The 25,709-nt window shown below is 70.8% G+C and carries 27 protein-coding genes; 12 read left to right on the forward strand and 15 right to left on the reverse strand.

What is annotated here, in order from left to right; translation table 11 throughout:
• The first annotated feature begins 103 nt into the window (after positions 1–103).
• The gene (locus BGN98_RS10595; protein ID WP_288121361.1) at positions 104–1,471 is read left to right on the forward strand and encodes a hypothetical protein; all 1,368 of its coding nucleotides are present in this window, start codon (positions 104–106) and stop codon (positions 1,469–1,471) included.
• Between the two features lie 18 nt (positions 1,472–1,489).
• On the opposite strand, the gene BGN98_RS10600 is transcribed toward BGN98_RS10595, so the two are convergent.
• Together BGN98_RS10600 and BGN98_RS10605 are read right to left on the reverse strand one after the other, a co-directional pair.
• On the reverse strand, positions 1,490–2,200 hold the full coding sequence (locus BGN98_RS10600; RefSeq protein WP_005051858.1) for a response regulator: 711 nt from the start codon (positions 2,198–2,200) through the stop codon (positions 1,490–1,492).
• Positions 2,197–3,495, reverse strand: a complete 1,299-nt coding sequence (locus tag BGN98_RS10605; RefSeq protein WP_288121362.1) for a sensor histidine kinase — start codon at positions 3,493–3,495, stop codon at positions 2,197–2,199. Before BGN98_RS10605 ends, BGN98_RS10600 begins: the two co-directional genes overlap by 4 nt.
• Positions 3,496–3,587: 92 nt before the next feature.
• On the opposite strand from BGN98_RS10605, the gene BGN98_RS10610 reads away from it, so the two are divergent.
• Together BGN98_RS10610 and BGN98_RS10615 are read left to right on the forward strand one after the other, a co-directional pair.
• Positions 3,588–4,010 (forward strand): VOC family protein, encoded by a 423-nt coding sequence (locus BGN98_RS10610; protein WP_036286587.1) that lies wholly within the window; start codon positions 3,588–3,590, stop codon positions 4,008–4,010.
• Positions 4,010–4,636 carry a dihydrofolate reductase family protein gene (locus BGN98_RS10615; RefSeq protein WP_036286586.1) on the forward strand — a complete coding sequence of 209 codons (627 nt, stop codon included), beginning with the start codon at positions 4,010–4,012 and terminating at the stop codon, positions 4,634–4,636. Before BGN98_RS10610 ends, BGN98_RS10615 begins: the two co-directional genes overlap by 1 nt.
• Before the next feature lie 10 nt (positions 4,637–4,646).
• Here BGN98_RS10615 and BGN98_RS10620 read toward each other — a convergent pair whose 3' ends face one another.
• From BGN98_RS10620 to BGN98_RS10630, 3 genes are all read right to left on the reverse strand, one after another.
• Positions 4,647–5,486, reverse strand: a complete 840-nt coding sequence (locus tag BGN98_RS10620; RefSeq protein ID WP_288121419.1) for an exodeoxyribonuclease III — start codon at positions 5,484–5,486, stop codon at positions 4,647–4,649.
• Positions 5,487–5,654: 168 nt separating this feature from the next.
• Positions 5,655–7,097 (reverse strand): Re/Si-specific NAD(P)(+) transhydrogenase subunit beta, encoded by a 1,443-nt coding sequence (gene pntB, locus BGN98_RS10625; RefSeq protein ID WP_288121420.1) that lies wholly within the window; start codon positions 7,095–7,097, stop codon positions 5,655–5,657.
• A 2-nt stretch (positions 7,098–7,099) separates the two neighbouring features.
• Positions 7,100–8,656, reverse strand: a complete 1,557-nt coding sequence (locus tag BGN98_RS10630) for a Re/Si-specific NAD(P)(+) transhydrogenase subunit alpha (RefSeq protein WP_288121363.1) — start codon at positions 8,654–8,656, stop codon at positions 7,100–7,102.
• Between the two features lie 150 nt (positions 8,657–8,806).
• Here BGN98_RS10630 and pyrE point away from each other — a divergent pair, with 150 nt between their 5' ends.
• On the forward strand, positions 8,807–9,382 hold the full coding sequence (gene pyrE / locus BGN98_RS10635) for an orotate phosphoribosyltransferase (RefSeq protein ID WP_112932004.1): 576 nt from the start codon (positions 8,807–8,809) through the stop codon (positions 9,380–9,382).
• A 101-nt stretch (positions 9,383–9,483) separates the two neighbouring features.
• Here pyrE and BGN98_RS10640 read toward each other — a convergent pair whose 3' ends face one another.
• From BGN98_RS10640 to BGN98_RS10655, 4 genes are read right to left on the reverse strand one after another with little or no spacing between them, the layout of a single operon-like run.
• On the reverse strand, positions 9,484–9,666 hold the full coding sequence (locus BGN98_RS10640; protein WP_005051865.1) for a hypothetical protein: 183 nt from the start codon (positions 9,664–9,666) through the stop codon (positions 9,484–9,486).
• Complete coding sequence (locus BGN98_RS10645) at positions 9,663–9,791, reverse strand: hypothetical protein (RefSeq protein WP_288121364.1); 129 nt, start codon at positions 9,789–9,791, stop codon at positions 9,663–9,665. Before BGN98_RS10645 ends, BGN98_RS10640 begins: the two co-directional genes overlap by 4 nt.
• A gap of 34 nt (positions 9,792–9,825) precedes the next feature.
• Entirely contained in the window at positions 9,826–10,206 is a 381-nt protein-coding gene (locus BGN98_RS10650; protein WP_288121365.1) for a LacI family DNA-binding transcriptional regulator, read from the reverse strand.
• A complete protein-coding gene (locus BGN98_RS10655) occupies positions 10,203–11,012 on the reverse strand; it encodes an HAD-IIA family hydrolase (RefSeq protein WP_036285732.1) in 810 nt (269 codons plus the stop codon). Before BGN98_RS10655 ends, BGN98_RS10650 begins: the two co-directional genes overlap by 4 nt.
• Before the next feature lie 41 nt (positions 11,013–11,053).
• On the opposite strand from BGN98_RS10655, the gene BGN98_RS10660 reads away from it, so the two are divergent.
• Positions 11,054–12,016: an SDR family NAD(P)-dependent oxidoreductase gene (locus tag BGN98_RS10660; RefSeq protein ID WP_288121366.1), complete on the forward strand. Its 963-nt coding sequence runs from the start codon at positions 11,054–11,056 to the stop codon at positions 12,014–12,016.
• A gap of 182 nt (positions 12,017–12,198) precedes the next feature.
• Here the strand turns inward: BGN98_RS10660 and BGN98_RS10665 are convergent, their stop codons facing one another.
• Complete coding sequence (locus tag BGN98_RS10665; RefSeq protein WP_288121367.1) at positions 12,199–12,843, reverse strand: metal-dependent transcriptional regulator; 645 nt, start codon at positions 12,841–12,843, stop codon at positions 12,199–12,201.
• Between the two features lie 22 nt (positions 12,844–12,865).
• Positions 12,866–14,134, reverse strand: coding sequence for an Nramp family divalent metal transporter (locus BGN98_RS10670; protein ID WP_288121368.1), 1,269 nt, complete (start codon positions 14,132–14,134; stop codon positions 12,866–12,868).
• Between the two features lie 261 nt (positions 14,135–14,395).
• Between BGN98_RS10670 and BGN98_RS10675 the strand changes: the two genes are divergently transcribed.
• The gene (locus BGN98_RS10675) at positions 14,396–15,061 is read left to right on the forward strand and encodes a TrmH family RNA methyltransferase (RefSeq protein ID WP_204947884.1); all 666 of its coding nucleotides are present in this window, start codon (positions 14,396–14,398) and stop codon (positions 15,059–15,061) included.
• Between the two features lie 12 nt (positions 15,062–15,073).
• Here the strand turns inward: BGN98_RS10675 and BGN98_RS10680 are convergent, their stop codons facing one another.
• Positions 15,074–16,393 carry an MATE family efflux transporter gene (locus BGN98_RS10680; protein WP_288121369.1) on the reverse strand — a complete coding sequence of 440 codons (1,320 nt, stop codon included), beginning with the start codon at positions 16,391–16,393 and terminating at the stop codon, positions 15,074–15,076.
• Between the two features lie 178 nt (positions 16,394–16,571).
• Between BGN98_RS10680 and BGN98_RS10685 the strand changes: the two genes are divergently transcribed.
• Positions 16,572–18,569, forward strand: coding sequence for a M13 family metallopeptidase (locus tag BGN98_RS10685; RefSeq protein ID WP_288121370.1), 1,998 nt, complete (start codon positions 16,572–16,574; stop codon positions 18,567–18,569).
• 89 nt (positions 18,570–18,658) lie between these two features.
• Complete coding sequence (locus BGN98_RS10690) at positions 18,659–19,606, forward strand: serine hydrolase (protein ID WP_082230710.1); 948 nt, start codon at positions 18,659–18,661, stop codon at positions 19,604–19,606.
• Between the two features lie 17 nt (positions 19,607–19,623).
• Here the strand turns inward: BGN98_RS10690 and purU are convergent, their stop codons facing one another.
• The 3 genes from purU to BGN98_RS10705 all read right to left on the reverse strand — a co-directional run bounded on the left by purU (position 19,624) and on the right by BGN98_RS10705 (position 23,347).
• Positions 19,624–20,505: a formyltetrahydrofolate deformylase gene (purU, locus tag BGN98_RS10695; RefSeq protein WP_036285719.1), complete on the reverse strand. Its 882-nt coding sequence runs from the start codon at positions 20,503–20,505 to the stop codon at positions 19,624–19,626.
• A gap of 77 nt (positions 20,506–20,582) precedes the next feature.
• Positions 20,583–21,761 (reverse strand): cobalamin-independent methionine synthase II family protein, encoded by a 1,179-nt coding sequence (locus BGN98_RS10700; RefSeq protein ID WP_036285717.1) that lies wholly within the window; start codon positions 21,759–21,761, stop codon positions 20,583–20,585.
• 185 nt (positions 21,762–21,946) lie between these two features.
• The gene (locus BGN98_RS10705; protein WP_288121421.1) at positions 21,947–23,347 is read right to left on the reverse strand and encodes an MFS transporter; all 1,401 of its coding nucleotides are present in this window, start codon (positions 23,345–23,347) and stop codon (positions 21,947–21,949) included.
• 91 nt (positions 23,348–23,438) lie between these two features.
• Between BGN98_RS10705 and BGN98_RS10710 the strand changes: the two genes are divergently transcribed.
• From BGN98_RS10710 to BGN98_RS10725, 4 genes are read left to right on the forward strand one after another with little or no spacing between them, the layout of a single operon-like run.
• On the forward strand, positions 23,439–24,188 hold the full coding sequence (locus tag BGN98_RS10710; protein WP_061683515.1) for a GNAT family N-acetyltransferase: 750 nt from the start codon (positions 23,439–23,441) through the stop codon (positions 24,186–24,188).
• Positions 24,185–24,580: a hypothetical protein gene (locus BGN98_RS10715; protein WP_005047920.1), complete on the forward strand. Its 396-nt coding sequence runs from the start codon at positions 24,185–24,187 to the stop codon at positions 24,578–24,580. Before BGN98_RS10710 ends, BGN98_RS10715 begins: the two co-directional genes overlap by 4 nt.
• Positions 24,581–24,635: 55 nt before the next feature.
• On the forward strand, positions 24,636–25,088 hold the full coding sequence (locus BGN98_RS10720) for a MarR family winged helix-turn-helix transcriptional regulator (RefSeq protein WP_288121371.1): 453 nt from the start codon (positions 24,636–24,638) through the stop codon (positions 25,086–25,088).
• 47 nt (positions 25,089–25,135) lie between these two features.
• Positions 25,136–25,558 (forward strand): organic hydroperoxide resistance protein, encoded by a 423-nt coding sequence (locus BGN98_RS10725; protein WP_288121372.1) that lies wholly within the window; start codon positions 25,136–25,138, stop codon positions 25,556–25,558.
• The last annotated feature ends 151 nt before the right edge of the window (positions 25,559–25,709 follow it).

The raw sequence follows: 25,709 nt of genomic DNA on the forward strand, positions 1-25,709 counted from the left end.
GCAGTTCTCACGGCGCAGGAGCGCGGCGCACTCGGTGAATTCCCAGCAATGGGTAACACCGCGTCCACCATTTGCTCAGGCGAGCTCTCCTAAACTCTGTCGAGTGACGAGCGCTCCTGAGGTGACCCGCGCCCTCGGCGCCCGTGTATCCGACCGTGCCCGCGAGTGGTGGCCCCGTGCCCTGCACTTCGCGTTCACCCGTCGTGGCCTGCTCATCGGCTTCGCCGTCGTGCACGCCCTCTTCTTCCTCGCTCTGCTGAAGGTCATGATCTTTGGCGGCACGGAGGGCGACCTTCCGCTGTACCGCCTGTGGGCGGAGCAGGCGGCCCACGGGCACTGGCCCGTGATCGACATGCCGTGGGTCTACCCGGCCGGTGCTCTCGCGCCGATCATGGCCGCGATCGTCGCCGGCCCCTGGAACTACCAGCTCGTCTGGCTCCTCATGATGGTGGGCGCGAACTTCTTCGCCGTCCTCGCGCTCACCGACAACCTGCGCAACCGCAAGGGCTACGTCGCCGCCTGGTACTGGTTGGCGATCCAGGTGCTTCTCGCGCCCGTCTCGATGCTGCGTCTCGAGGGCTTCGCCGCACCGCTGGCCATCGCCGGTCTCGTCTGGCTCGTCCGTCGACCGTTCATCGCGGGGGTGCTGATCGCCGCGGCGACATGGATCAAGGTCGCCCCGGCGGCTTTGGCCGCCGCCGCCGTCGCCGTCTCGTCGTTGCGCATGCGCATCATCGCCGGTGGACTGGCCTTGAGCGCCGCCATCGCCGGCGTGGTTGTCGCCTTCGGCGGCGCCTCCAACCTCTTCAGCTTCGCCACGATCCAGGGCGACCGCGCCCTGCAGCTCGAGGCTCCCGTCGCCACCCCCTGGGTGTGGGCGACGGTGCTGGGTCTTCCCGGGGCTCAGATCCACCAGAACTACGTCCTGGCGACGCGTGAGGTCGCCGGTCCCGGCGCCACCGCCGCGGGCGTGCTGGTCGGCTACGCCATGCCGATCGCCTTCATGGTGATCCTCGTCCTGCTCTGGCGTGCGCGTCGTCGTGCGCTCCAGGAGGGCGCCCTGTCCCGCATCGGCGAGCAGCACCTGATCCTTCGCGGAGCGTTCGCGTTGACGTCGGCTCTCATCGTGTTCAACAAGGTCGGCTCGCCGCAGTACATTCTGTGGCTTGCCCCCGTCGTCGCCGCCGGCCTGCTGATCGACCGCAAGGCGTGGACGTCGATCGCCGTCTGGCTGGCGGTCACGTGCTTCCTGACGACCCTCGTGTTCCCGGTGCTGTACCTGCCGCTGATCGATGCTCACCCGTTCGCCGCGGGCGTGCTGCTCGCCCGCAACGTGCTGCTGGTCGGCATGTTCGGCTGGAGCCTCGTGGTGCTGTGGCGTCCCGACGCGACCCTGGTCTCGCTGCGCGAGCGCCTGGCGCGCGCCGCGACGACGGCCACCACGGGATCGATCCCGGTCGCCGCTCGCTGACACGGCGGCCAGCTCGCGTCAGACCATGCCGTGCCGGTGTGCGTAGACCACGGCGGCCACGCGGTCTCGCGCTCCGAGCTTCTGCAGCACGTTCGACACGTGCGTCTTGACGGTCGCCTCGCCGATGAACAGGGCGGCGGCGATCTCGGCGTTGCTGTAGGCCTCGGCGAGCAGACGCAGGACGTCATCCTCACGCTCGGTGAGTTCGATCGCCGGCGCTGTGCGGACGGTCGCTGACGAGGCCGGCCCGGGCGCCGGTGGCAGCGCGGCGGCAATCCGGGCGTCGGTGTCGACCGGCGACGCCGCGAACCGCTCGATCACGCGGCGGGTGACCGCCGGCGACAGGAGTGCGTCGCCCGCGGCGGCGACGCGCACCGCGGTGACGAGCTCCTCCGGGCCGGCATTCTTCAGGAGGAAGCCGCTCGCGCCCGCGTGCAGCGCGTGGAACAGATAGTCGTCACGGTCGAACGTGGTCACGATGACGACGACGGCCGTGACCGACGGGTCGGCCACGATGCGACGGGTCGCTTCGAGCCCGTCCATATCGGGCATCTGCACATCCATGCAGATCACATCGGGATGCAGAGCGGATGCCGCAGCCATCGCCTCCGATCCCGTTGCGGCCTCGCCCACGACCGTGATGTCGTGCTGCGCCTCCAGGATCATGCGGAAGCCGGCTCGCATGACGGCGTGATCGTCGACGAGCAGCACCCGCACCGGCTCACTCATCGCCCTGCCTCCGCGATCGTTGCCGCGCGAGGCGATGATGTTCGGGTCGAGGAGCCTCCGAGCCGTGAGGGCACGCGGGCGCGCACGAGGAAACCGCCACGCGGCCGCGGCCCTGCTTCGAGTGTTCCGCCCGACGCCGCCGCGCGTTCGCGCATCCCGACGATGCCGAGCCCGGCCCGCCCCGCGACCTGCTCGCGGCCGCGGTTGGCGACCTCGAGCTCGACGTGATCGTCGTCGAAGCGCAGCCGGACGTCGGCCGCGGCATCCGGACCTCCGTGACGCCGCGCGTTCGTGAGCGCCTCCTGCGCGATGCGGTACAGGTTCACCTGCACCAGCTCGGGCAGCTCGGTCGGGTCACCTACCACCGCGAAGGTCGTGGGCATGCCGTTCTCATTCGCGTGCGCGATGAGCTCGGGGATCGACTGCAGGCGCACCGTCGAGGCGGCGGGGGTGTCGGCGTCGGGGGTGCGGAGGGTCTCGAGCAGCTGGCGCAGCTCGGTCAGCGCCTCGCGCGCCGACGTCTCCACCGTCACCAACGCCTCCCGGGCTGCGGCGGTGTCGTCGTCGAGCACGGTGCGCGCCGCCCCCGCCTGCACGCCCATGGCCGACACATGGTGGGCGACGACGTCGTGCAGTTCACGGGCGATACGGACGCGATCCAGGGCGACCGCCTGGGCGGCGGTGATCTCGCGTTCGCGTTCGAGTTCGGCGGTGCGCTCTTCGAGCACCGCGCGCGCACGGGCGTCGGCCCAGGCGCGCTCTCCGAAGAAGTACGCGCCGCCGAAGTAGGCCGCGTTCACGAGGAACTGGATGATCATGTACGCGGCGAACGGGGAGAACAGGCCCGCCCGGGAGGGCCCGTCGCCGTCCGGATCGGTCGCGCTCTGGAAGGTCACCACGAGAAGCCAGACGAACATGCCCGCGATCACCGCGAGCCGCACGACGGTTGCGCGCCGGCGGTCGCTCACCCACGCCCCGACGGTGTACATGGCGATGAACAGGGCCACGTTGCCGACGTAGATCTCCGGGATGCGTACCGAGACACCGACGAAGAATGCGAGCGCGACGACGATGAGCGTCGTTTCGGGAAAGCGCCGGCGCAGGGCCAGAGGGAGAGTGAGGGCGGCGACGTACACGAGCGCCCAGCCGAAGGCGGGGGTGTTCTCGCCGTAGAAGCCGGCCACCGTGCCCAGCCACGCGCTGATCACGGCACTCATCAACAGTGCGAGCGCGAGCCACACATCGTTGCGACGCTGCGCGGGCGTGGTCGTGCGGACGAGGGCGGCGGAGCTCATCCTTCCACGCTAGGGGCAGCCGGATGCCGCGGCATCCCCCCTGAGAGGGAGAGGGTCTCGACCTCATCGCGCCGGGGGTGCATGCTCTGGGTATGACGAGCATCTTCGTGAACATTCCGACGAACGACCTCGAGCGCAGCGTCGCCTTCTACCGGGCGCTCGGCTGCGCCATCAACCCCAACTTCACCGACGAGAACGCGGCGTGCGTCGTCTGGTCGCACGACATCTTCTTCATGGTGCTGCGCCGGGAGTTCTTCGCGACCTTCACGGACAAGCCCATCGGAGAGCCCAAGGAGTGGGCCCAGGTGTCGCTGTCGTTCACGCGGGACTCGCGCGCCGACGTCGACGCGATCGTCGAGGCGGGCGTGGCTGCCGGTGGCACCGAGCCGCACCCCGTTCAGGACTACGGCTTCATGTACAGCCGCGACCTGGACGATCCCGACGGTAACAGCCTCGGCTTCCTCTACATGGACCCCGTCGCGGCCGAGCAGGGACCCCCGGCGGAGACCGCGTGATGCGCGGGCGGATCGTCATCGACCTGTTCACGACGCTCGACGGCGTCGCCCAGGCGCCGGGCGGCCCCGACGAAGACACCAGCGGCGGGTTCCCGTTCGGCGGCTGGCAGGCGCCGTTCGAGGACGCCGTCATCGGCGAGGACGTCGGCAGCGGCATCCGCCGGATGGACGCGCTGCTGCTCGGCCGACGCACCTACGACATCTTCGCCGGGTACTGGCCGCACCACACCGACGGGCCGGAGGGGTTCATCGGTCGGCACTTCGATGCCATCCCGAAGTATGTCGCGACCCGGGCCGGTGTCGACCCGGAATGGGCGGGCACCAGCGTGCTGACCGGCTCGGACGCCGAGGTCGCGGCGGCCGTGGATGCGCTGCGCGACCGTCACGCCGAGGTGCACGTGATCGGCAGCGTCGACTTCTCGCAGACGCTGCTTCGCACCCGTCTGTACGACGAGCTGAAGCTGTGGGTGCACCCGGTGGTGCTCGGTCGGGGCAAGAAGGTGTTTCCGGACGGCGCGGCACCGGCACGGCTGCGGCTGATCGCACCCGCCGTATCGGGACCGACCGGCACGCTTCTGCTGCGCTACGCCCCCGACGGCGACGTCGTCACGGGCGACATGACCTGAGTTCGCCCGGTCACCAGATCATCGGGCGGTCGTCGTCGTCCGGGCCGTCGAGGTCCAGGTCGACGACGACGGGGACGTGATCGCTCGGGATCTCGCCCTTGCGCTCGTCACGGTGGATGGATGCCGCGGTCACCGCGTCGGCGAACGCGTGCGAGCCGAGGATGAAGTCGATGCGCAGGCCCTCGTTGCGGGGGAAGCGCAGCTGCTTGTAGTCCCAGTAGGTGTACCCCGTGGGAACGAGGGGGCGGACGGTGTCGGCCAAGCCGGCATCCAGGAGCGCCTGGAAGGCGGCGCGCTCGGGCGGGGAGACGTGCGTGGTCACGCCTTCGATGACCGTGGGGTCGCCGTTGTCGGCATCCGTGGGGGCGATGTTAAAGTCGCCGGTGAGCGCGAGCGCCCGGTCGGGATCGGCCGCGAGCGTGTCGGCCGTGTAGCCGCGGAGGGCCTCCAGCCAGTCGAGCTTGTAGCGGTAGTGCGGATCGTCGAGGCCGCGCCCGTTGGGCACGTACAGGCTCCACACCTCGACGCCGCCGATGGTCGCGCCGAGCGCGCGGGCCTCGAGCGGAGCGCCGGGGCCATCGTGACCCTTCGCGAAGCCGGGCATGCCCGGGAATCCGACCTGCAGGTTCTCGATCGGCTCACGGCTGGCGATCGCGACCCCGTTCCACTGGTTGAGCCCGTGCGCCTCGACGGTGAAGCCCGCGTCTTCGAAAGCCTCGTACGGGAACTGCTCGGGCTTGCACTTGATCTCCTGCATCGCCAGCACGTCGATGCCCTCGCGGACGGCGAAGTCGACGGTGCGGACGACGCGGGCGCGGATCGAGTTGACGTTCCAGGTGGCGATGCGCATGGCATCCAGCGTATTGGCCCCCGCGCTGGGGTCGGCGCCCCGCCGTCCCGCCGTCGCGTATTCAGTCTCCGCGGCCCGCGGCATCCCGCTGCGGCCCGTCTTGGCACGCTGCGTCACCACGCCGCATCGCAACCAGACTGAATACGGAACGCGCACGCGGGCGGCGGGTCACAGTGCCCGCAGGATGTCCTCCACCCGCTGCTTGGCGTCGCCGAAGAGCATCTGCGTGTTGTCGCGGAAGAACAGCGGGTTCTGCACGCCCGCGTAGCCGGAGGCCATCGACCGCTTGAACACCACGACGCTGCGCGCTTCCCACACGTGCAGCACGGGCATGCCCGCGATGGGCGAGCCGGGGTCCTCTGCCGCGGCGGGATTGACCGTGTCGTTCGCCCCGATGACGAGCACGACGTCGGTGTCGGCGAAGTCGTCGTTGATCTCGTCGAGCTCCAGCACGATGTCGTACGGCACCTTGGCCTCGGCCAGCAGCACGTTCATGTGGCCCGGCAGGCGCCCGGCGACGGGATGGATGCCGAAGCGCACCTCGACGCCCCGTTCGCGCAGCCGCTTCGTGAGGTCGGCGACCGGGTACTGCGCCTGGGCGACGGCCATGCCGTAGCCGGGGGTGATGATGACCGACCGTGCGTCGCGGAGGAGCTCGGCGACGGCTGCGGCATCCGTCTCGTGATGCTCGCCTTCCTCGGCCTCGGCGCTGCGGGGAGCCTCGATGCCGAATCCGCCGGCGATGACCGAGAGGAACGACCGGTTCATCGCCGTGCACATGATGTACGACAGGTACGCACCCGACGAACCGACGAGGGCGCCAGTGACGATGAGCAGGTCGTTGTTCAGGAGGAACCCGGCGGCGGCCGCAGCCCAGCCGGAGTAGCTGTTGAGCATCGAGACGACGACCGGCATGTCGCCGCCGCCGATCGAGGCCACCAGGTGCCAGCCGAGGGCGAGGGCGAGCGCGGTCACGGCGACGAGCAGCCAGATCGACGGGGTCGCGACATACCAGACCGTGAGCACGAGAAAGAGTGCCAGGGCGCCGATGTTGAGGGCGTTCTTGCCGGGCAGCATGAGCGGCTTCGACGACATCCGCCCGGAGAGTTTGAGGAAGGCGACGATCGACCCCGTGAAGGTGACGGCGCCGATGAAGACGCCGATGAACACCTCGGCGTGATGGATGCCGATGAGCTCGGGCGCGATCCCGTCGGCGTACAGGTGGCCGTTCCAGCCGACGAGCACGGCCGCGAGGCCCACGAAGGAGTGGAGCAGGGCGATGAGCTCGGGCATGCCGGTCATCTCGACGACGCGCGCCCGCCACAGGCCGATGGCGCCGCCGACCACGACCGCGGCGACGAGCAGCCCGATCCCGAGCGCGGCGGAAGCGCCGTCCAGAACGAGGGTGCCGTTCGCGACGACGAGCACGAGGGTGGCCAGCAGGGCGATCGTCATGCCGACGATGCCGTAGACGACGCCGCGGCGCGCGGTCTCCTGTGTGCTGAGCCCGGCGAGGGCGAGGATGAACAGCAGCGCCGCGACGATGTACGCGGCGGTGGCGACGGACTGGGCGAGCGCGAGCGCCCCGGCCGTCTCGGAGGTGGCGACGATGGTCACTTCTGGTCGCCCTTCTGGAACATGGCGAGCATGCGACGGGTCACCGCGAAGCCTCCGAAGATGTTGATGGATGCCAGGAGCACCGCGATCGCCGCGAGCACCTGCACCACGGGGTTCGGCACGACGATCTGGCTCATGGCGCCGACGACGATGATGCCGCTGATCGCGTTGGTGACGCTCATCAGCGGCGTGTGCAGGGCGTGGGCGACCCTGCCGATGACGGAGAACCCGATCACGACCGAGAGGGTCAGCACGAGGATGTGCTGGGGCAGGGGCGCGGGCGCGACGGCGCACACGAGGAACAGGGCGGCGATGCCGGCGACGATCAGGCCGCTCTTCGCTCCCGCCGAGAGCCCTTTCCTGGCGGCGGGGGCCGGCGCGGATGCCGCGGCATCCGTCCCGGGCTTCGCCGGCGCGGCAGAGACCTGCACCGGGGGCGGCGGCCAGGTGATCGCGCCGTCACGCGTAACGGTGACGGCGCGCTGCACGACGTCGGTGTCGTCGATCGCGAGCTGCCCGTCTTTGCCCGGGGTGAGGAGGGTGAGGAGGTTCAGCAGGTTGGTGCCGTAGAGCTGCGACGCCTGCTGGGGGAGACGGCCGGCGAGGTCGGTGTAGCCGAGGATGATCACGCCGTTCGCGGTGACGACGCGCTCGCCGGCGACGGAGCCCTCGACGTTGCCCCCCTGGCCCGCGGCCATGTCGACGATGACGCTTCCCGGCTTCATCGCGGCGACGTCGGCGGCGGTGAGCAGGCGCGGGGCCGCGCGGCCCGGGATGAGCGCGGTCGTGATGACGATGTCGACGTCGGCGGCCTGGTCGCTGTAGAGCTTGGCGGCCGCGGCGTCGTAGGCGGCACTGGTGGCCTTCGCGTAGCCGTCGGTCGACACTTCCTTCTGCTCGTCGGGCACGACGACCTCGAGGTAGGTGCCGCCGATCGAGGCGACCTGGTCGGCGACCTCGGGGCGGGGATCGGTGGCGCGGACGATCGCGCCGAGGCTCGAGGCGGCGCCGATCGCGGCGAGACCGGCGACGCCGGCCCCGGCGACCAGCACCTTCGCGGGCGGCACCTTGCCGGCGGCGGTGACCTGTCCGGTGAAGAAGCGGCCGAACTCGTTCGCGGCCTCGACGACCGCGCGGTAGCCGGCGATGTTGGCCATCGAGCTGAGCACGTCCATCGACTGCGCCCGGGAGATGCGCGGCACGGCGTCCATCGCGAGGGCGGTCACGCCGCGGGCGGCGAGGGCGGCGAGCAGGTCGGGGCTGAGCGCCGGGCTCAGGATGCCGATGAGCGTCGCCCCCGGCTGCAGCAGCGCGATCTCGGCATCCGTGGGGGCCGCGACCGACAGGACGACATCGGCGCCCCAGGCGTCGTCGCGGGTGGCGACGGTGGCGCCGGCGGCGGTGTACGCGGCATCCGGGAACGACGATGCGGCGCCGGCGCCGGCCTCGACGCTCACGTCGTAGCCGAGCGCGCGGATCTTGCCGACGGTGGTGGGGGAGGCGGCGACGCGGGTCTCGCCGTCCCGCTCGCGGACGATGCCGATACGGGCCATGGTGCTCCTTCGATCCGGTCGGCCGCAGCGCCCGGGATCGCCCGGGCACCGCGCCGGGTGACGTTCCCGACTCTAGGGTGCGGGGTGGATGCCGCGGGCAGAGATGCTGCGGAAATAATCCCGGTTCTTCGCTTCCGTAGACTCTTCAGCATGACCGCCGCCTCCACGCCCGAGCTCGAGTCCGAGCGTCGCGCCCTCGTCGACCTCATCGCCGCCGAAGCCGTCTTCCACGGCGACTTCACGCTCTCCAGCGGCAAGAAGGCGACGTACTACGTCGACATGCGCAAGCTCACGCTCGACCACCGCGCGGCTCCCGCGATCGGCCGGCTCGTGCTCGACGCGGTGCGCGACCTGAACGCGGATGCCGTGGGCGGCCTCACCCTGGGTGCGGACCCGATCGCGAACGCTGTCATGCACGCGTCGGTCGCCGCCGGCACGCCCGTGGATGCGTTCGTCGTGCGCAAGGAGCCGAAGGACCACGGTCGCGGTCGCCAGATCGAGGGCGCCGAGGTGACCGGCAAGCGTGTCGTCATCGTCGAGGACACCTCCACGACGGGCGGCTCGCCCCTGAAGGCCGCCGAGGTCGTCGCGGCTGCCGGTGCCGAGATCGTGGCGGTCGTCACGGTCGTCGACCGCAAGACCGGCGCGCAGGCGGCGGTCGAGGCCGCCGGCTATGAGTGGCGCTCGATCATCGACCTCGACGACCTGGGCCTGCAGGCGCAGTAGGGCCCCGCTTCGGCCGCAACGGATTCGGATGCCGTGAGCTCACAGATCCGCATCCGTCGTCGGCATCCGATTCTGGCGACGATGACCGGGGAGAGGTGGCGTCAGCGGAAGATGGGCAGCTGCGACGCCAGCGCGAGCACGAGGCCCGCAAGGGTGAGCAGCAGGATGCCGCGGCCGTTCGGCAGCGGCGTCCCCTGCGGCGCATCGCGGCGACCCCGCACGAAGAGCACCAGCGCGACGATCAGGAGGATCATCGCGGTCACGACGAAGACGATGGCGATCACCGGTCGCTCCCCTCGCCGCCGTCGCGCCCGCGACCGCGGATGAACTGCACGACGAACACCACGAGCGTCCCGACCAGCACCACGCCGGTCGAGGCGAACAGCAGCGTCTGATCGGTCGCGTTCACGATGTCTCCTCCGCCCGTGCGGAGGCGGGCAGTCTCAGCCTAGTCGGGCGCGGGGGACGAGTCCATGACAGTCGACGGACGTCGGTGACGGGCGCGCGCTCGATGTGGATGGGCTCACCGTCGACCTCCACGACCACGTCGTTGACCGGTCCGGCGAGCTCGGCGAAGAACAGCTGCGTGCGAAGTCCGAGACCAGTGCGACCGTGCCCGAGCGGGCCGTGCGCAGGGTCTTCGCGGTCACGTTCGCGCGGTAGCCGAGCTCGTCGGCCGCCCGGCGAACGCGGGCCATCGTCTCGACGGACAGACGCTGGTCGAGGCGACCGTTCAACGCGAACGAGGCCGCCGAGCGCGACACGCCCGCCCTCTCTGCGACCTCGGTGAGGGTGACCCGCCGACCGGAGCTGCGTTCCGTCACAGCCCCTCGGGCATCTCGGACTCCGCCGGCTCGTCGGCCAGCAGGTCGGCGACCGAGTCGAGGATCTCGTCGGGACGGAAGGGGTAGCGCTCGATCTCGGCGTCGTCGGAGATGCCGGTGCGGACGAGGATCGTGTGCAGACCGGCTTCGATGCCGGCGACGACGTCGGTGTCCATGCGGTCGCCGATCATGCCCGTGATCTCCGAGTGGGCGCCGATGCGGTTCATCGCCGAGCGGAACATCATCGGATTCGGCTTGCCGACGACGTACGGGGCCTTGCCGGTCGCGTGCGTGATGAGCGCGGCGAACGACCCGGTCGCCGGAACGATGCCGGTCGGGGTGGGGCCCGTCGCGTCGGGGTTGGTGATGATGAAGCGGGCGCCGGCGTTGATGAAGCGGATCGCCTGCGTGATGCGGTCGAACGAGTAGTTGCGCGTCTCGCCGATGACGACGTAGTCGGGCTGGGTCTCGGTCATCACGTAGCCGGCCTCGTGCAGCGCCGTCGTCAGCCCCGCCTCGCCGATGACGAACGCCGTGCCGCCCGGGTGCTGCGAGCGCAGGAACTCGGCTGTCGCCAGTGCGGAGGTCCAGATGCGGTCCTCGGGCACCTCGAGGCCCGAGATGCGGAGGCGCGCACTGAGATCGCGCGGCGTGTAGAACGGGTTGTTCGTCAGCACGAGGAACGGCGTGCCCGCGTCGCGCCACTGCGCGAGCAGTTCGGCGGCGCCGGGGATGGGCTTGTTCTCGTGGACGAGGACGCCGTCCATGTCGGTGAGCCAGCATTCGATATCGGCGCGTGTCCGCATGGGGCCAGCCTAGCGGGGTGATCCGGCCGTAGTCTCGACGCGTGGCACGCGACGACTGGGACCCGACGACGCTCCCCGACCTCTCCGGCAGACGCTACCTCGTCACCGGGTCGACGGCTGGGCTCGGCTTCTTCGCGTCGTTGCAGCTCGCCGAGGCGGGCGCCCACGTGATCATGACGGGCCGCAACCCGAACAAGCTGGCCACCGCACGCGTCGCCGTACGCCGTCAGGTGCCGGATGCCGAGATCACGACCCTCCTGCTCGACACCAGCAACCTCGGCTCGGTGCGCGCCGCCGCCGCGACGGTGCGCGGTCGCGCGGGGCTGCACGGGCTTCTGCTGAACGCCGGAGTCGTGCACCCGCCGCGCCACCGCGAGACCACCGCCGACGGCCACGAGGTCGTCTTCGCGACGAACGCCCTCGGCCACTATGCGCTCGCCGGCGAGCTGTTGCCGCCGCTCGCCGCCGGTCGCGGTCGTATGGTGTGGGTCGGGTCGATGTCGACCGCGATGGGAAACTACGACCCCGTCGATCCCGAGCTGGAGACGAACTACTCGCCGTGGCGGGCCTATGTGCAGTCGAAGGTCGCGACGACCGCTCTCGGCTTCGAGGCCGATCGGCGCCTGCGGGCCGCGAACGTGCCGATCGCCAGCCTCGTCGCCCATCCCGGGTACGCGATCAGCGGACGCACCCGCGGCATCCTGGGCATCAACGAGCCCACGCGGATGACGCGCTTCGTCGACAACCTGCAGGCTCCGATCACGCAGTCCAAGGAGCGCGGGGCGTGGCCGCTCGTCCGGGCGCTCGTCGATCCGGAGGCGATCGGTGGCCAGTTCTGGGGGCCGTCGCGACTGGTGGCCGGTGCGCCCACGCTCGGACAGGCGAGTACGCTGGCCCGGCGCGAGGACATCGCCGCGAGGCTCTGGGACTACTGCGAGCACGCCACCGGCATCACCTGGCCCTACCTCAAGGCCAGCCGTCCGCGGCGCCTCCGGCGGCGCTGACGCTGTCGGCCAGCCCCTCCGCGCCACGGTCGCGATGCCCCCCATCGCCCCCGACCGCGTCCCACTTGTAGCGGGGCGTGTCCCAGATTGTGCGGTGTGGAGGCCCCGGAGGGGACCGCTTTTGGGACATCCCCGTGGCGGGGGGCAGCCACGCCGGGGGCGAGGGCGGGGGGCAACCCGGGTCAGGCGGTCAGCCAGACCGCACCGGCCGCGCCGGCGGGCAGGGCGACCGTCGCGCCGTCATCGACGCGGACCACGTCCGTTCCGGCGACCACGAGGCGGTGCCCCACATCGATGCCGGCGCCCTCCAGCGCGCGCAGAAGCTCGGGATCGCGGTCGCTGACCCGCAGCACCTCGCCCGCGTGTCCGACCTCGGCGGTCGACAGCAGCACGAACGGCAGGCGGTGGACGTTACCCTCGGCATCCGGGATCGCGTCGCCGTGCGGGTCGAAGCGAGGATGCCCGAGCCGCTCTGCGATGCCGGCGAGCAGGCGGTCGCTGATCGTATGCTCGAGCACCTCGGCCTCGTCATGCACCTCGTCCCACGCGTAGCCGAACTCCTGCACCAGCCACGTCTCGATCAGGCGATGGCGACGGATGATGGATGCCGCGCGCAGCCGGCCCTGCTCGGTGAGCGCGACCGGCCCGTACGGACGGTGGTCGACGAGACCCTGTGCGACGAGCTTCTGCACCATCTCCGTGACCGTCGACGGGGCGAGCTTCAGCTCGGCCGCCAGCTGCGACGACGTCATGAGCAGGGGCTGCCACTCGGTGTGGTGGTAGATCGTCTTCAGGTAGTCGTCGATCGCGACGGAGTTCGCAGCCACGCTCTCAGGCTACCGGCCGTGACTATCGGCCCGTCAGCACGAGCCACAGCAGCAGTGCGTTCAGAGCGATGAGGAACACCGACGCGACGACACCCGCAAGGGTCGTCCACCAGCGGTTGCGGTGCGCCCCCAGCACGTCGCGGCGGGCGGTGAGGGCGACGAGCGGCACGAGCGCGAACGGGATGCCGAAGCTCAGCACCACCTGGCTGAGGATCAGCGCCCAGGTCGGATCGGCCCCGAGCGCGAGGATCACGATGGCCGGCACCAGCGTGACGAGGCGCCGCGCGATCAGCGGCACGCGCACGCGCAGCAGGCCGTGCATGATCTCCGCGCCGGCGTAGGCGCCCACCGTGGTGCTCGCCAGGCCGCTCGCGAGCAGGCCGACCGCGAACATCGTCGCGACGACGCCGCCGAGTCCCGCCGCGAGGGCGCCGTATGCGCCCTCGAGGCTGTCGGTCCCGTCGACGCCGGCGAGGTTGGCGGCCGCGAGCAGCAGGATCGCGAGGTTCACGGTGCCCGCCACGGCGAGGGCGATCGTCACGTCCCAGCGGGTTGCGCGCAGCAGGCGCGGCGTGGTGATGGCGCGGTCGACGGGGCGCGCGCCGGCGGAGGAGAACCGGTCGCGGGCGAGGGCGCTGTGGGCGTAGATCGCGTGCGGCATGATCGTCGCGCCCAGGATGGATGCCGCGAGCAGCACCGACTCCGACCCCTCGAATCGCGGAATCATGCCGCCGGCGACGCCCGCGGCATCCGGCGGGGCGATGAAGACGCCGTAGGTGAAGCCGATCGAGATCACGACGAGCAGGCCGATCACGACGAACTCGAAGCTGCGCGCGCCGCGGCGCTGCTGGATGAGCAGCAGTGTGATCGAGACGGCTCCCGTGATGAGGCCGCCGACGGGCAGGGGGACGCCGAAGAGAAGCCAGAGGGCGACCGCGCCGCCGATCACCTCGGCGACGTCGGTGGCGACGGCGACGAGCTCGGCTTGCAGCCAGTAGGCGCGGCGCGCCCAGGGATGACGAAGGCGCTCGCCGAGGGTCTCGGCGAGGCTCTGTCCCGTCACGATGCCGAGCTTGGCGGACAGGTACTGGATGAGCCACGCCATCGCGTTGCCGAGCACGACGACCCACACCAACAGGTAGCCGAACCGCGCCCCGGCGGTCATGTTGCTCGCGACGTTGCCGGGATCGAGGTAGGCGACACCGGCGACCAGCGCCGGACCGAGCAGCCATGCCGCGCGCCGGGTCCGGGAGGGCACGGTCGCCGTCCGGACAGGCGCCTCGATGATCACCCAGGTATTTTTCGGCACACCGAAAAATTACCAGAGATTTCGGGTGACCGAAATGTCGAGCACGTGGCCCGAACTCCTCCACATCGACGCCTCGTCCTGGCGCGCGGCCGAGGCGGCCCCACGCGGACGTGTTCCGTATTCAGTCCCGCGTGGTCCGGCAGTGCGACGAGGTCGCAGAACGAACGGACCGATCGCCCGTGGCGCATCCGTGCGGACTGAATACGGAAGGCGAGCCGGCGAGGTCATCGGTAGCCTGGAGCGATGACCGAGCCCGTGCTGCCGCCGGATGCGGCCGCCCCGGACAGTGCCGAGCTCGAGCCTCAGTTGCCCGTCGGGGTCGGGCCGTGGCCGGGGGGACCCGACGCGTGGCCCGACGATCCCCGCTACGACCGCGACCTACTCGCCGACGGTGATCGCCGCAACGTCGTCGACCGCTACCGCTACTGGACGATGGCCGCGATCGTGGCCGACCTCGATGAGCACCGGCATCCGTTTCACGTCGCCATCGAGAACTGGCAGCACGACATGAACATCGGCTCGATCGTCCGCAGCGCCAACGCGTTCGGCGCCGCGGAGGTGCACATCATCGGCAAGCGGCGGTGGAACCGTCGCGGCGCGATGGTGACCGACCGATACCAGCACGTGCGGCACCACGAAGATGTCGCCGCGTTCACCGCCTGGGCCGAGGACGCCGAGATTTCCGTGATCGCCGTCGACAACGTCGACGGGTCGGTGCCGGTCGACCGCGCCGAGCTCCCTCAGCGGTGCGTCCTGCTGTTCGGCCAGGAGGGACCGGGTCTGTCCGCCGAGGCGGTCGCCGCGGCATCCGCCGTCGTCGAGATCACCCAGTACGGCTCGACCCGCTCGATCAACGCGAGCGCGGCGGCCGCGGTCGTGATGTACGAGTGGTGTCGCCGCTGGGCGTGACACCCCGGCCGCTCACGCCCGGGCGGTGACCCACTCCGGCCGCCGCACGCGCCAGGCGAGCGTCGCGAGCCGCGCCAGCATGTAGACCCCGAAGAAGCAGACGGCGAGCCACATCAGGCCGATGGCCCCGGTCGGACGCGCGAGCCACAGCACCGCGAGGGCCGGCAGGTACGGGACGAGGTTGAGGCCGCCCGCCGCCGCGAGGTAGCGCACGTCGCCGGCTCCCATCAGCACGCCGTCGAGCACGAAGACCACACCGCACACCGGCTGCGCGGCCGCGAGCACGAGAAGCGCGGGCTGTACGAGCGCGGCGACCTCGGGTGACCCGGTGAACACGAGTCCGATCCCGCCCGACAGCGCCGCGATCGCAGCGCCCACGATCACGCCGAACCACACCCCCCACGCGACGGTGCGGCCGAGTACACGACGGACGAACGACTCATCGCCGGCTCCGAGGCCCCGACCGATGAGCGCTTGGGCGGCGATCGCCAACGCATCGAGCGCGAAGGCGGCGGTCGAGAAGATCGTGAACGCGACCTGCCATCCGGCCAGCTCGTCGGTGCCGAGAGCGGTCGCCGCGAAGACGGTCGCGAGGAACGCCGCGCGCAACCACACGGTGCGCAGGAACAGCCAGCCTCCCGACGCGGCGGATCCGCGCAGTCCGTCGCGCTGCGGACGCAGGGATGCCGAGTGGCGCTGCGCCAGCCGGCCGATCACGACCGCGTAGGCGCCGACCATGCCCCACTGCGCCGCAACGGTCCCGGCCGCCGAGCCGGCGATGCCCCAGCCGAGCCCGTAGATGAACAGTGCGTTCAGCGCCGCGTTCAGGGCGAAGCCGCTGCCCGCGATCCACAGCGGCGTGACGGTGTCCTGCATGCCGCGCAGCAGGCCCGTCGCCGCGAACACGATGAGCATGGCGGGAAGGCCCCACATCGACAGCTGCAGGTAGATGAGCGCCTGGTGGGAGACATCGGGCGCCGCGCCGAACAGCGACACGAGCGCGGGTGTCGCCAGCGATCCGGCGATCGCGAGCACGACGCCCAGACCGAGAGCCAGCCAGAGGCCGTCGACGCCGGCGCGCACCGCGTCGGCATGATCACCGGCGCCGAAGCGACGCGCCACCGCGGGTGTGGTCGAGTAGGCGAGGAAGACCATGAGTCCGACGATCGTCTGGAGCACGGCCGACGCGATCCCGAGGCCCGCGAGCGGCACGACCCCGAGGTGGCCGACGAGGGCCGCGTCGACGATGAGGAACAGTGGCTCGGCGACCAGCGCGCCGAGCGCCGGCACCGCCAACCGCAGGATCTCACGGTTGAGAGTCGGCGTGGCCATGCGTCGAGCCTACGGGCGGGCGCCGACGCGGCGCGTCGGTCGGGGTGGGGCGTTTCGACTCGTCGCGGTGCTCCTCGCTCAACGACCGGGGGAGGTGTCTCGCTCAACGACCGGGGGGCGGGCGAACGGCGGGTGAACACGGATCGCGCGGACAGGACCGGCGCGTATCCTGTACGGCATGACCGCCCCCACCCTTCGCTCGGGTATCGAGCTGTCCGCGTTGAGTCCCGGCATCCGTCCTCAGGACGACCTGTTCCGTCACGTGAACGGCGCCTGGCTGGAGGCCACCGAGATCCCGGACGACAAGGCCCGGTGGGGGTCGTTCCACCTGATCGCCGAGCAGGCCGAGAAGGATGTGCGGGCCATCATCGAGGAGTCGACCACGGCCGAGCCGGGCACCGAGGCGCGCAAGATCGGTGACCTGTTCGCCAGCTTCATGGACACCGAGCGGATCGAGCGGCTCGGGGCCGAGCCCCTCGCGGCCCAGTTGGCCCGCGTGGACGCCATCGACTCCATTCCGGCGCTGCTGCGCACGGTCGGCGAGATGGAGCGGGAGGGCGTCGGCAGCATGATCGGCGTCTACATCGAGCCCGACCCGGGAAACCCCGAGCGCTACGTCGCGTTCTTCGTGCAGTCCGGTCTGTCGCTGCCGGATGAGAGCTACTACCGCCTCGACAACTTCGACAAGACCCGCATCGCCTTCCGTGAGTACGTGCAGACGGTCCTCGGTCTCGCAGGCGTGGGTGCGCAGGGTGAGGATGCCGGGCGGCAGGCCGACCGCGTGCTGGCGCTGGAGACCGAGCTGGCGACCCACCACTGGGACAACGTGCGCACGCGCGACGCCGTCGCCACGTACAACCTCATGACGTGGGATGACGTGCAGCGGCTCGTCGGCGTCGACCTCGCACCGTGGCTGGATGCGGTCGCCCCTGGACGCCGCGACGGCTTCGCCGAGATCAACGTGAACGAGCCCAGCTACTTCGAGGGCCTGGGTTCGCTGCTCGTCGAGGATCGCCTCGAGGACTGGAAGGCGTGGCTGCGGCTGCACATCGTGCGCGCCTCGGCGGCGTTCCTGTCGTCGGACTTCGTCGACGCGAACTTCGCGTTCTACGGCACCGAGCTCACGGGCGTTCCTGTCAACCGCGAGCGCTGGAAGCGCGGCGTCAGCTTCGTCGAGGCGGCGATGGGTGAAGCCGTGGGCAAGGTCTACGTCGAGCGCCACTTCCCGCCCGCAGCCAAAGAGGCGATGGACGAGCTCGTCGCGAACCTCATCGAGGCCTATCGGCGTTCGATCGAGACCCTCGAGTGGATGACCCCGGAGACCCGCGGCCGTGCCCTCGAGAAGCTCGACGCGTTCACGCCGAAGGTCGGCTACCCCGTGACGTGGAAGGACTACTCCGCGCTCGAGGTCGATGGCGCCGATCTGATCGGCAACGTGCGCCGCGCGAACGCGTGGGAGCACGAACGGCAGATCGCGAAGCTCGGCGCCCCCATCGACCGCGACGAGTGGTACATGACACCCCAGACGGTCAATGCGTATTACAACCCGCTGATGAACGAGATCGTGTTCCCGGCCGCGATCCTGCAGTACCCGTTCTTCGAGCTGGACCGGGATGCCGCGGCCAACTATGGCGGCATCGGCGCCGTGATCGGCCACGAGATCGGCCACGGCTTCGACGACCAGGGGTCGGCCTTCGACGGCGCCGGTGCCCTTCGCGACTGGTGGACGGATGACGACCGCGCCGCCTTCGAGCAGCTCACCGGCGCCCTCATCGCCCAGTACGACGCACTCGTGCCGCAGGGCCTCGCCGCGGAGCACCACGTCAACGGCGCTCTCACGATCGGCGAGAACATCGGAGACCTCGGCGGGCTCGGCATCGCGATCAAGGCCTACCGCCTCTCGCTCGGCGCCGACACGACCGACGAGGATGCCGATGGTCCTGTGATCGACGGCTACACCGGCATTCAGCGGCTGCTGCTCAGCTGGGCGCAGATCTGGCAGCAGAAGGGTCGCGAGGCCGAGACGATCCGCCTGCTGACGATCGACCCGCACTCGCCCAACGAGTTCCGCTGCAACCAGATCGTTCGCAACGTCGACGAGTTCTACCGTGCGTTCGACGTCACCGAGACCGACGCGCTGTGGCTCGACGCCGACCAGCGCGTCACCATCTGGTGACCACGGCGTCGCCGGGCCGGCGATCGTCGGCCCGGCGCCAGGGTCACGACGCCGGCGCCGGCGAGAACATCGAGGACGGAGCATCTCGCGTGGACAGTGCAGGTCGGGCATCGTCGACACGTCGAGGTGAGGTGCGCGCGCAGCTGCGCGGCGAAGCGCGCGGAGAGCGGGCGTCGACCCGGCGTTCGCCGCGACGCTCGCCCGGCCGTTCGCGTTCGTTCGCCACCGCGCTCGCCGCACTGGACGCCGTCGCCGCGGCAGGGGCGCAGGTGTCGGTGTGCGTCACGGATCTGGACTCGGGCGAGACGGTGCTCGCGGGTGACGCCCACCTCGTGCTGCCCGTCGCCGGCATCGGCGTCGTTCCGCTGCTGATCGAGGTCGCGGCGCAGATCGACGCGGGCACCCTCGATCCCCTGCAGATCATCGAACGCAGCTCGGTGGCGCCGGTCACCGTCGGGGGCCTCTGGCATCGGTTGGCGGCTCCCGCGCTTCCGGTGCGCGATCTGGCGGTGCTCGCCGCGGCGGCATCCGACGCCGCCGCCGCCAATGCGCTGCTGGAGCGCGTGGGGCTGGAGACCGTCCGCGCGCGGGTCGAGGAGATCGGTCTCGTGAAGACCGCGCTCATCGACGGTTTCCGAGACGAGCGCGGGCCCGACGACGCACCGCACGTCGGTCTCGCGTCGACGGGGGAGCTGGTCACGCTGTTCGCGGGGCTCGTCAACGCTCAGGTCGTCTCCCCGGCGGTGAGCGCGCAGGTGTCGGAGTGGCTCAGCCTCAACCAGGATCTGGCGCTCGTCGCGGCGAGCACCGCGCTGGACCCCTTCGCGCACGATGACGACCGCCACGGTCTGCTCTTCGTCAACAAGACCGGTCGCGGCGACGGCATCCGCGCCGAGGCCGGAGTGATCGCGGGCCCGCGCGCCGGTGCCGCCTACGCCCTCATCGTGTGCTTCGACGACCTGTCTGTGGCGCACCGGCTGCGCGCGCACGAGGCCTTCCGCGCCCTCGGGCTGGACCTCATGGAGTACGTGTACTGACGCCCGCTCGGCAGACGTCAGAAGACGATCGTGTGGTTGCCGTGACGGATGACGCGATCCTGCGCGTGCCACAGCACCGCGCGGGAGAGAACTTGACGCTCGACGTCGGCGCCGCGCCGGGCGAGCTCGGCGGATGACTCGGCATGGGTGACCCGCACGGTGTCCTGCTCGATGATGGGACCCTCGTCGAGGTCGCCCGTCACGTAGTGCGAGGTCGCGCCGATGAGCTTCACGCCGCGCTCCTTGGCCTTCTTGTAGGGCTCGGCGCCGATGAAGGCGGGCAGGAACGAGTGGTGGATGTTGATCACGGGCACGCCGAGGCGTTCGAGGAACTCGGGCGAGAGGATCTGCATGTAGCGCGCCAGCACGACGAAGTCGACGTTGCCGACGAGCAGCTTCAGGATCTCTTCCTCCGACGCCGATTTGTCGGGACCCGCGACCGAGGGCACATGGAAGAACGGCACGCCGAAGCTGCGGACGTCTTCGGCCGTCGTGGTGTGGTTCGAGATGACCATCGGGATGGTGACCGGCAGGTCGCCGCGCCGGTGGCGCCACAGCAGGTCGAGGAGGCAATGGTCCTGCTTCGACGCGAGGATCGCCATGCGCTTGGGCACCGACTGGTCGGTCAGCGACCACTCCAGCTCGAAGTCGGCGAGGGTGCGGGCGATGTCGATCTCGATCGCGGGGCGTTCGAGCGCGAAGTCGGGGCGGTGGAACACCACGCGCTGGAAGTACGCCCCGCCGCGGTGGTCGTCGGAGAACTGGTCGAACGCCACGATGTTGCCGCCGATGCGGGTGATCATCGCCGACACGGCGGCGACGATGCCGGGCTTGTCGCTGCCGTGCACGATGAGGCAGGCATGGTCGGCGGGAAGGTGGGGATCGTGCACGGGAGCCATGGATCGATTCTGCCGGATGGGCGCGCTTGTCCCGACCGGGTTCACAGGGATGCCCGTGCCGTCGCCGCTGGCGGCAGTCACGCGCGGCGGGCGCCCTCGCCGAGCGTCTCGAGCTTCGCCCAGGCGATGTCGGGGTGGATGCGGCCGCCGAGGCCGCAGTCCGTCGAGGCGATGACGCGGTCGGCGCCGACGATGTCGGTGAACCGGCGGATGCGCTGCGCGACCAGCTCGGGGTGCTCCACGACGTTCGTCGCGTGGCTGACGACGCCGGGCACCAGGACCAGGTCGTCGGGCACGGCGGCATCCGCCCAGGCGCCGAACTCGTGCTCGTGGCGCACGTTGCCGGCCTCGAACGAGATCGAGCCGACGTTCGCCTGCAGCACGACGGGGAGGATGTCCTTCAGTTCGATGTCGGTGGTGTGGGGGCCGTGCCACGACCCCCAGCACAGGTGCAGACGCACCTGCTCCTTGGGAAGCCCCGCGATGGCGTGGTTGATCGCGTCGATGCGGATCTTCGTGAACGCCTGATAGTCGGCGATCGAGGGCTCCGGGGAGATCTGGTCGAAGTTCTCGGCGAGCGAGGGGTCGTCGAGCTGCAGGATGAGACCCGCCTCGACGATCGCGCGGTACTCCTCGCGCAGCGCGTCGGCCCATGCGAAGATGTGCTCCTCGTCAGTGGCGTAGTAGTCGTTGCGCACGCGTGCCGCGGATCCGGGTGCGATCGCGGTGAGGAAGCCCTGTTCGCCCGGTCGCAGCGCCGCGGTGAGGTGGCGGATGTCGGAGGCCACGGCATCCTGACCCCGGTACGCGAGCGGTCCGGTGGTCGTGGGGAAGGCGGTCGCGGTGCGTCCGGCCTCCACGGCCTCGGCGTACACGACGGGGAACCGCTGGCGGTCGCGGCGATCGAGGAAGCTCGTCAGGCGGATCGCGCCGGGCTCCGAGCGCACCGGCGGCTCGTTGAAGGCGTTGATCTCGGTGAGCGACAGGCCGCTCACCCGCTGGAACGAGTACGACCACCAGGCACCGTAGTCGACGGCGTTCGACATGGCCTTGCCGAACTCGCCGTCGCCGACCAGGGTGACGCCAGCGGCCCGCTGGCGCTCGACGACGTCGGCGACGGCCTGGGCCGTGAGCGTCTCGAACTCGGGTGTCGACAGCAGCGTGAAGCCGTCGTCGGCGAGGCTGCGGGCGGCGTTCGCCTCGATGAGGGCGGCGGTGCGCGGCAGGCTGCCGGAGGTGGTGGTGGCGACGGACATGGTTCTCCTCCTGAGGACGATGGCCCGCGACGCGGGCGAGTGTCAGAAGGCTCTTGCAGCGGCGACGGTCGCGGGCTGCTCAAGGCGGAGGCTTCCGGTTTTCGAGCCGTCGTCAGGATACGGCGCGCCGGGCATGCGTGACGGCCGTGTGACGCCGGGTGAAACCGGGCGGCGCCCGCGCGCCGCTAGTGACCGTTCGGCAGCGCCGGGTGGTGCTCGGCGGCGGGGCGCAGCGGGATGAAGGCGGCGACCGTGAGTGCGATCACCGCCGCGACCAGTCCCAGCCAGAACGACACCTGGAAGGCGGCTGCCGTGGGAACGGTGCGTCCGTCCTGCACGCTCGACATGCTCGCGAGCACGGCGCCGACCACCGCCGCCGCCGAACTCGTCCCGAGTGAGCGGAAGAGGGCGTTCAGGCCGTTCGAGGCGCCCGTCTCGCTCTGGGGGACCGAGCGCATGATGAGCATGGGCATGGCCGCGTAGCCGAAGCCGATCCCCACGCCGATCAGGAGGTTCGCGATGAGGATGTGCCAGACGGCGGACGCGAGAAGGAGGCTGAAGCCGTACGCCGCGATGAGGGCGATCGCGCCCAGGATGAGCAGGCGGCGCGGGCCGACGGTGCTCGCGAGGCGTCCGGAGAACGGGGAGAGCACCATCATCACCAGGCCGGAGGGCATGATCACGAGGCTCGCCGCCAGCAGGGTGAGCCCGAACCCGGTCGGCGCGGGCAGCTCCAGCAGTTGCGGGTAGGAGACGTTGGACGAGAAGAGCGAGAAGCCCATCGCAACCGAGGCGATGTTGGTGAGCAGGACGGGGCGTCGGGCGGCGACCCGCAGGTCCAGCAGAGGCTCCGGGATGCGCAGCTCGTACCATCCCCACACGAGCAGCACCGCCACCCCGCCGACGCCGCAGCCGAGCGTCGCTGCCGACCCCCAGCCCCAGGCGTCGCCGCGCGAGATCGCCAGCAGGATGCCGAGAAGCCCCACCGCCAGCCCGAGCGCACCGGCGTAGTCGAAGCGGCCCGCGGTGCGCAGGACGCTCACGGGGACGACGAGAAGGACGAGGACGAACACGACGGCGCCGAGGACCGCGGCCGTCCAGAACAGCGCGTGCCAGTCGGCGTTCTCCGTCACCAGCGCACTGATGGGAAGCCCGAGCGCGCCTCCGACGCCGAGAGTCGCACTGATGAGGGCGATGGCCGGGTCGATCCGGTCTTCGTGGAGCACATCGCGCAGGATGGATATCCCCAGGGGGATCACACCCGTCACCGCGCCCTGTAGGGCGCGGCCGACGATCAGCCAGATCAGTCCGGTCGACACGGCGGCGACCACCGACCCGACCACCAGCGTCGCCAACAGCACCAGGACGATGCGCCGCTTGCCGTACATGTCGCCCAGGCGTCCGGCGATGGGCGTGATGACGGCGGCCGCGAGCAGCGTCGCGGTGACCACCCATGCCGTGTCGTCCCGGTTCGCGTGCAGCAGATCGGGCAGGCGCGTCTGAATGGGAACGACGAGCGTGAACATGAATGACGACGCGAGCCCGGCCAGCGCCAGTACGGCGACGATCGCGCCCTGCGGCGGCATCCGGGTCAATCGTCGTCGGGCATCGTCATCAGCGGGCATCCTTTCAGGCTATCGGCCGCCTGATGCGGTGGCTCCGGCATAGGGTGACGGCATGGCGGACCTCGACAGCCGGACCCTCGACGGGTTTCGCATCCGGCCCCTTCGCACGATGGAGCAGATCGCGGCGGCATCCGCCGTGCTCAGCGAGGTGTGGGGCGGTGACCGCACGGGCATGCCGCCGAACCTCCTGCGTGCGCTCGCGCACGTCGGCAATTACGCCGTCGGGCTCTATGCCGTGCCGACGGAGGGTGATCCCTCGGCGGAGCGCATGATCGGCGCGTCGGTCGGCTTCTTCGCCGCCCCCGACGACCGTTCGCTGCACTCGCACATCACCGGCATCGTCGGCGATCATCGCGGGCGGGGACTCGGACGGCTGCTGAAGCAGCACCAGCGCGAGTGGGCTCTGGCGCGCGGCGTCCACCGGATCACGTGGACGTTCGACCCGCTCGTCGCCCGCAACGCCTCCTTCAACCTTCGTGTGCTCGGCGCGCGGGTGGGGGAGTACTACGTGGATCACTACGGCGCGATGGACGACGGCGTGAACCGCGGTGACGAGAGCGACCGCATCTTCGCCGTCTGGGACCTGGATGCGCCCGCCGCCCCGCCGCCCGAGCGCGACATCGTCACCACCGTGGAGGTTCCCGCCGACATCGAACGGCTCCGCCGAGATGCCCCGGGCGAAGCGCTGGACTGGCGGTACCGCGTGCGGGAGGCGTTCCTCGGGCTCACCGAGGACGGCTTCGCGGTGGCCGGGTTCGACGAGCGCGGCTACCTCTTCGTTCGCTCCGGGGTGGCGTCGTGAGCGGGGGCGGCGCCGTTGCCGACGATTGGACTCCCCACCGTCGCGACGACGGCGAGCGGTTGGGGTGGATCCGCCCCGACGGCGACGCGTGGACGGCGATCGACGTGCTGGGGCGGGTGGTCGCGGCATCCGTCGAGTGGCTGGATGCCGAGGAGGCGCTCGAGCAGCGCGGCCTCGCTTTCCTTGCCGAGCCTTGGATGCTCGAGCGCGGCGAGGGCACGCCGGTGCGGGTCCGGCTCGTCGAGGTGACGCCGGCGCGGATCGTCGTGAAGGTCGACGACTACGGCGACATGAGCAGGCCGCACGAGGGCATCGTGCTGCCGTGGCCGTTGCCCCCGCAGCTGCGACCGCCCCGGCCGGGCGACCCGGACGGGTTCACCCTGTCGCGCTGACGCCGCCCTTGCGGGAAACATTGTGCACAATTCAATTGTGTGCAATGCTTCCCTCATGCCCGCTCCCGCCACGCTCGACGAGTTCGTCTGCTTCGCGATGTACACCGCCTCGCACGCGACGACGCAGGCCTACCGCGAGCTGCTCAAGCCCTGGAAGCTCACCTACCCGCAGTACCTCGCGATGGTCGTACTCGCCACGGGCGAGCGCACCGTCAGCGGCCTCGGCGAGGAACTGGGCCTCGACTCCGGCACCCTGTCGCCGCTGCTGCGCCGGCTGGAGGAGCGCGGTCTCGTGAGCCGTCGCCGTGACGCCGACGACGAGCGGGTCGTTCGCGTCGAGCTCACGGTCGCCGGCCGGGACACGCACGCCGAGGTCGTCGCCGCGGCCGGCTGCCTCGTCCCGGCCTTCGTCGACAGCGGTCGCGGGCTCGGTGAGCTGCTCGAACAGCTCGCCGCCATCACGGCCAACATGCGCGCGGTCGCCTCCGATCTGCGCACCGCTGCCTGACCGATGGCCGCTGGCGCGACCCTCTGACCTCCACGAAAGGAACACCCATGGAAACCCTCTACACCGCTGAAGCCCTTGCGACCGGTGGCGGCCGCGACGGCCACGTCCGCACGACCGACGGCATCCTCGACGTCGACGTGCGCGTCCCCAAGGAGATGGGTGGCGCCGGCGGCGCCCCGAACCCCGAGCTCCTCTTCGCCGCGGGCTACGCCGCGTGCTTCCACGGCGCGCTGCAGGCCGTCGCGCGTGCGCAGAAGGTCGCGATCGCGGGCTCCAGTGTCGGCTCGCAGGTCAAGATCGGCCCGAACGGCCAGGGCGGGTTCCAGCTGGCCGTCGCGCTCGAGGTCAACATCCCCGAGATCGACCTCGCCGTCGCGCAGCAGCTCGCCGACGCCGCCCACCAGGTGTGCCCCTACTCGAACGCCACCCGCGGCAACATCGAGGTCACCGTCACCGTCGTCGACGACTGATTTCGCGAACCCGCGTCATAGCTGCCGCGGGCACCGCGCCGCAGCACCTACGTCGCCCCGCGCTTCGCGGCGCTGCGGACTCACCGCTGCGGGGAGCGACGCGGCGCACATCGGCCCGGTGCGCGCGCGGCGCGCGGCGTAGCCTGAGCCC

The sequence above is a fragment of the Microbacterium sp. 69-7 genome (genome assembly GCF_001897985.1).
Classification (GTDB): Bacteria; Actinomycetota; Actinomycetes; order Actinomycetales; family Microbacteriaceae; genus Microbacterium; species Microbacterium laevaniformans.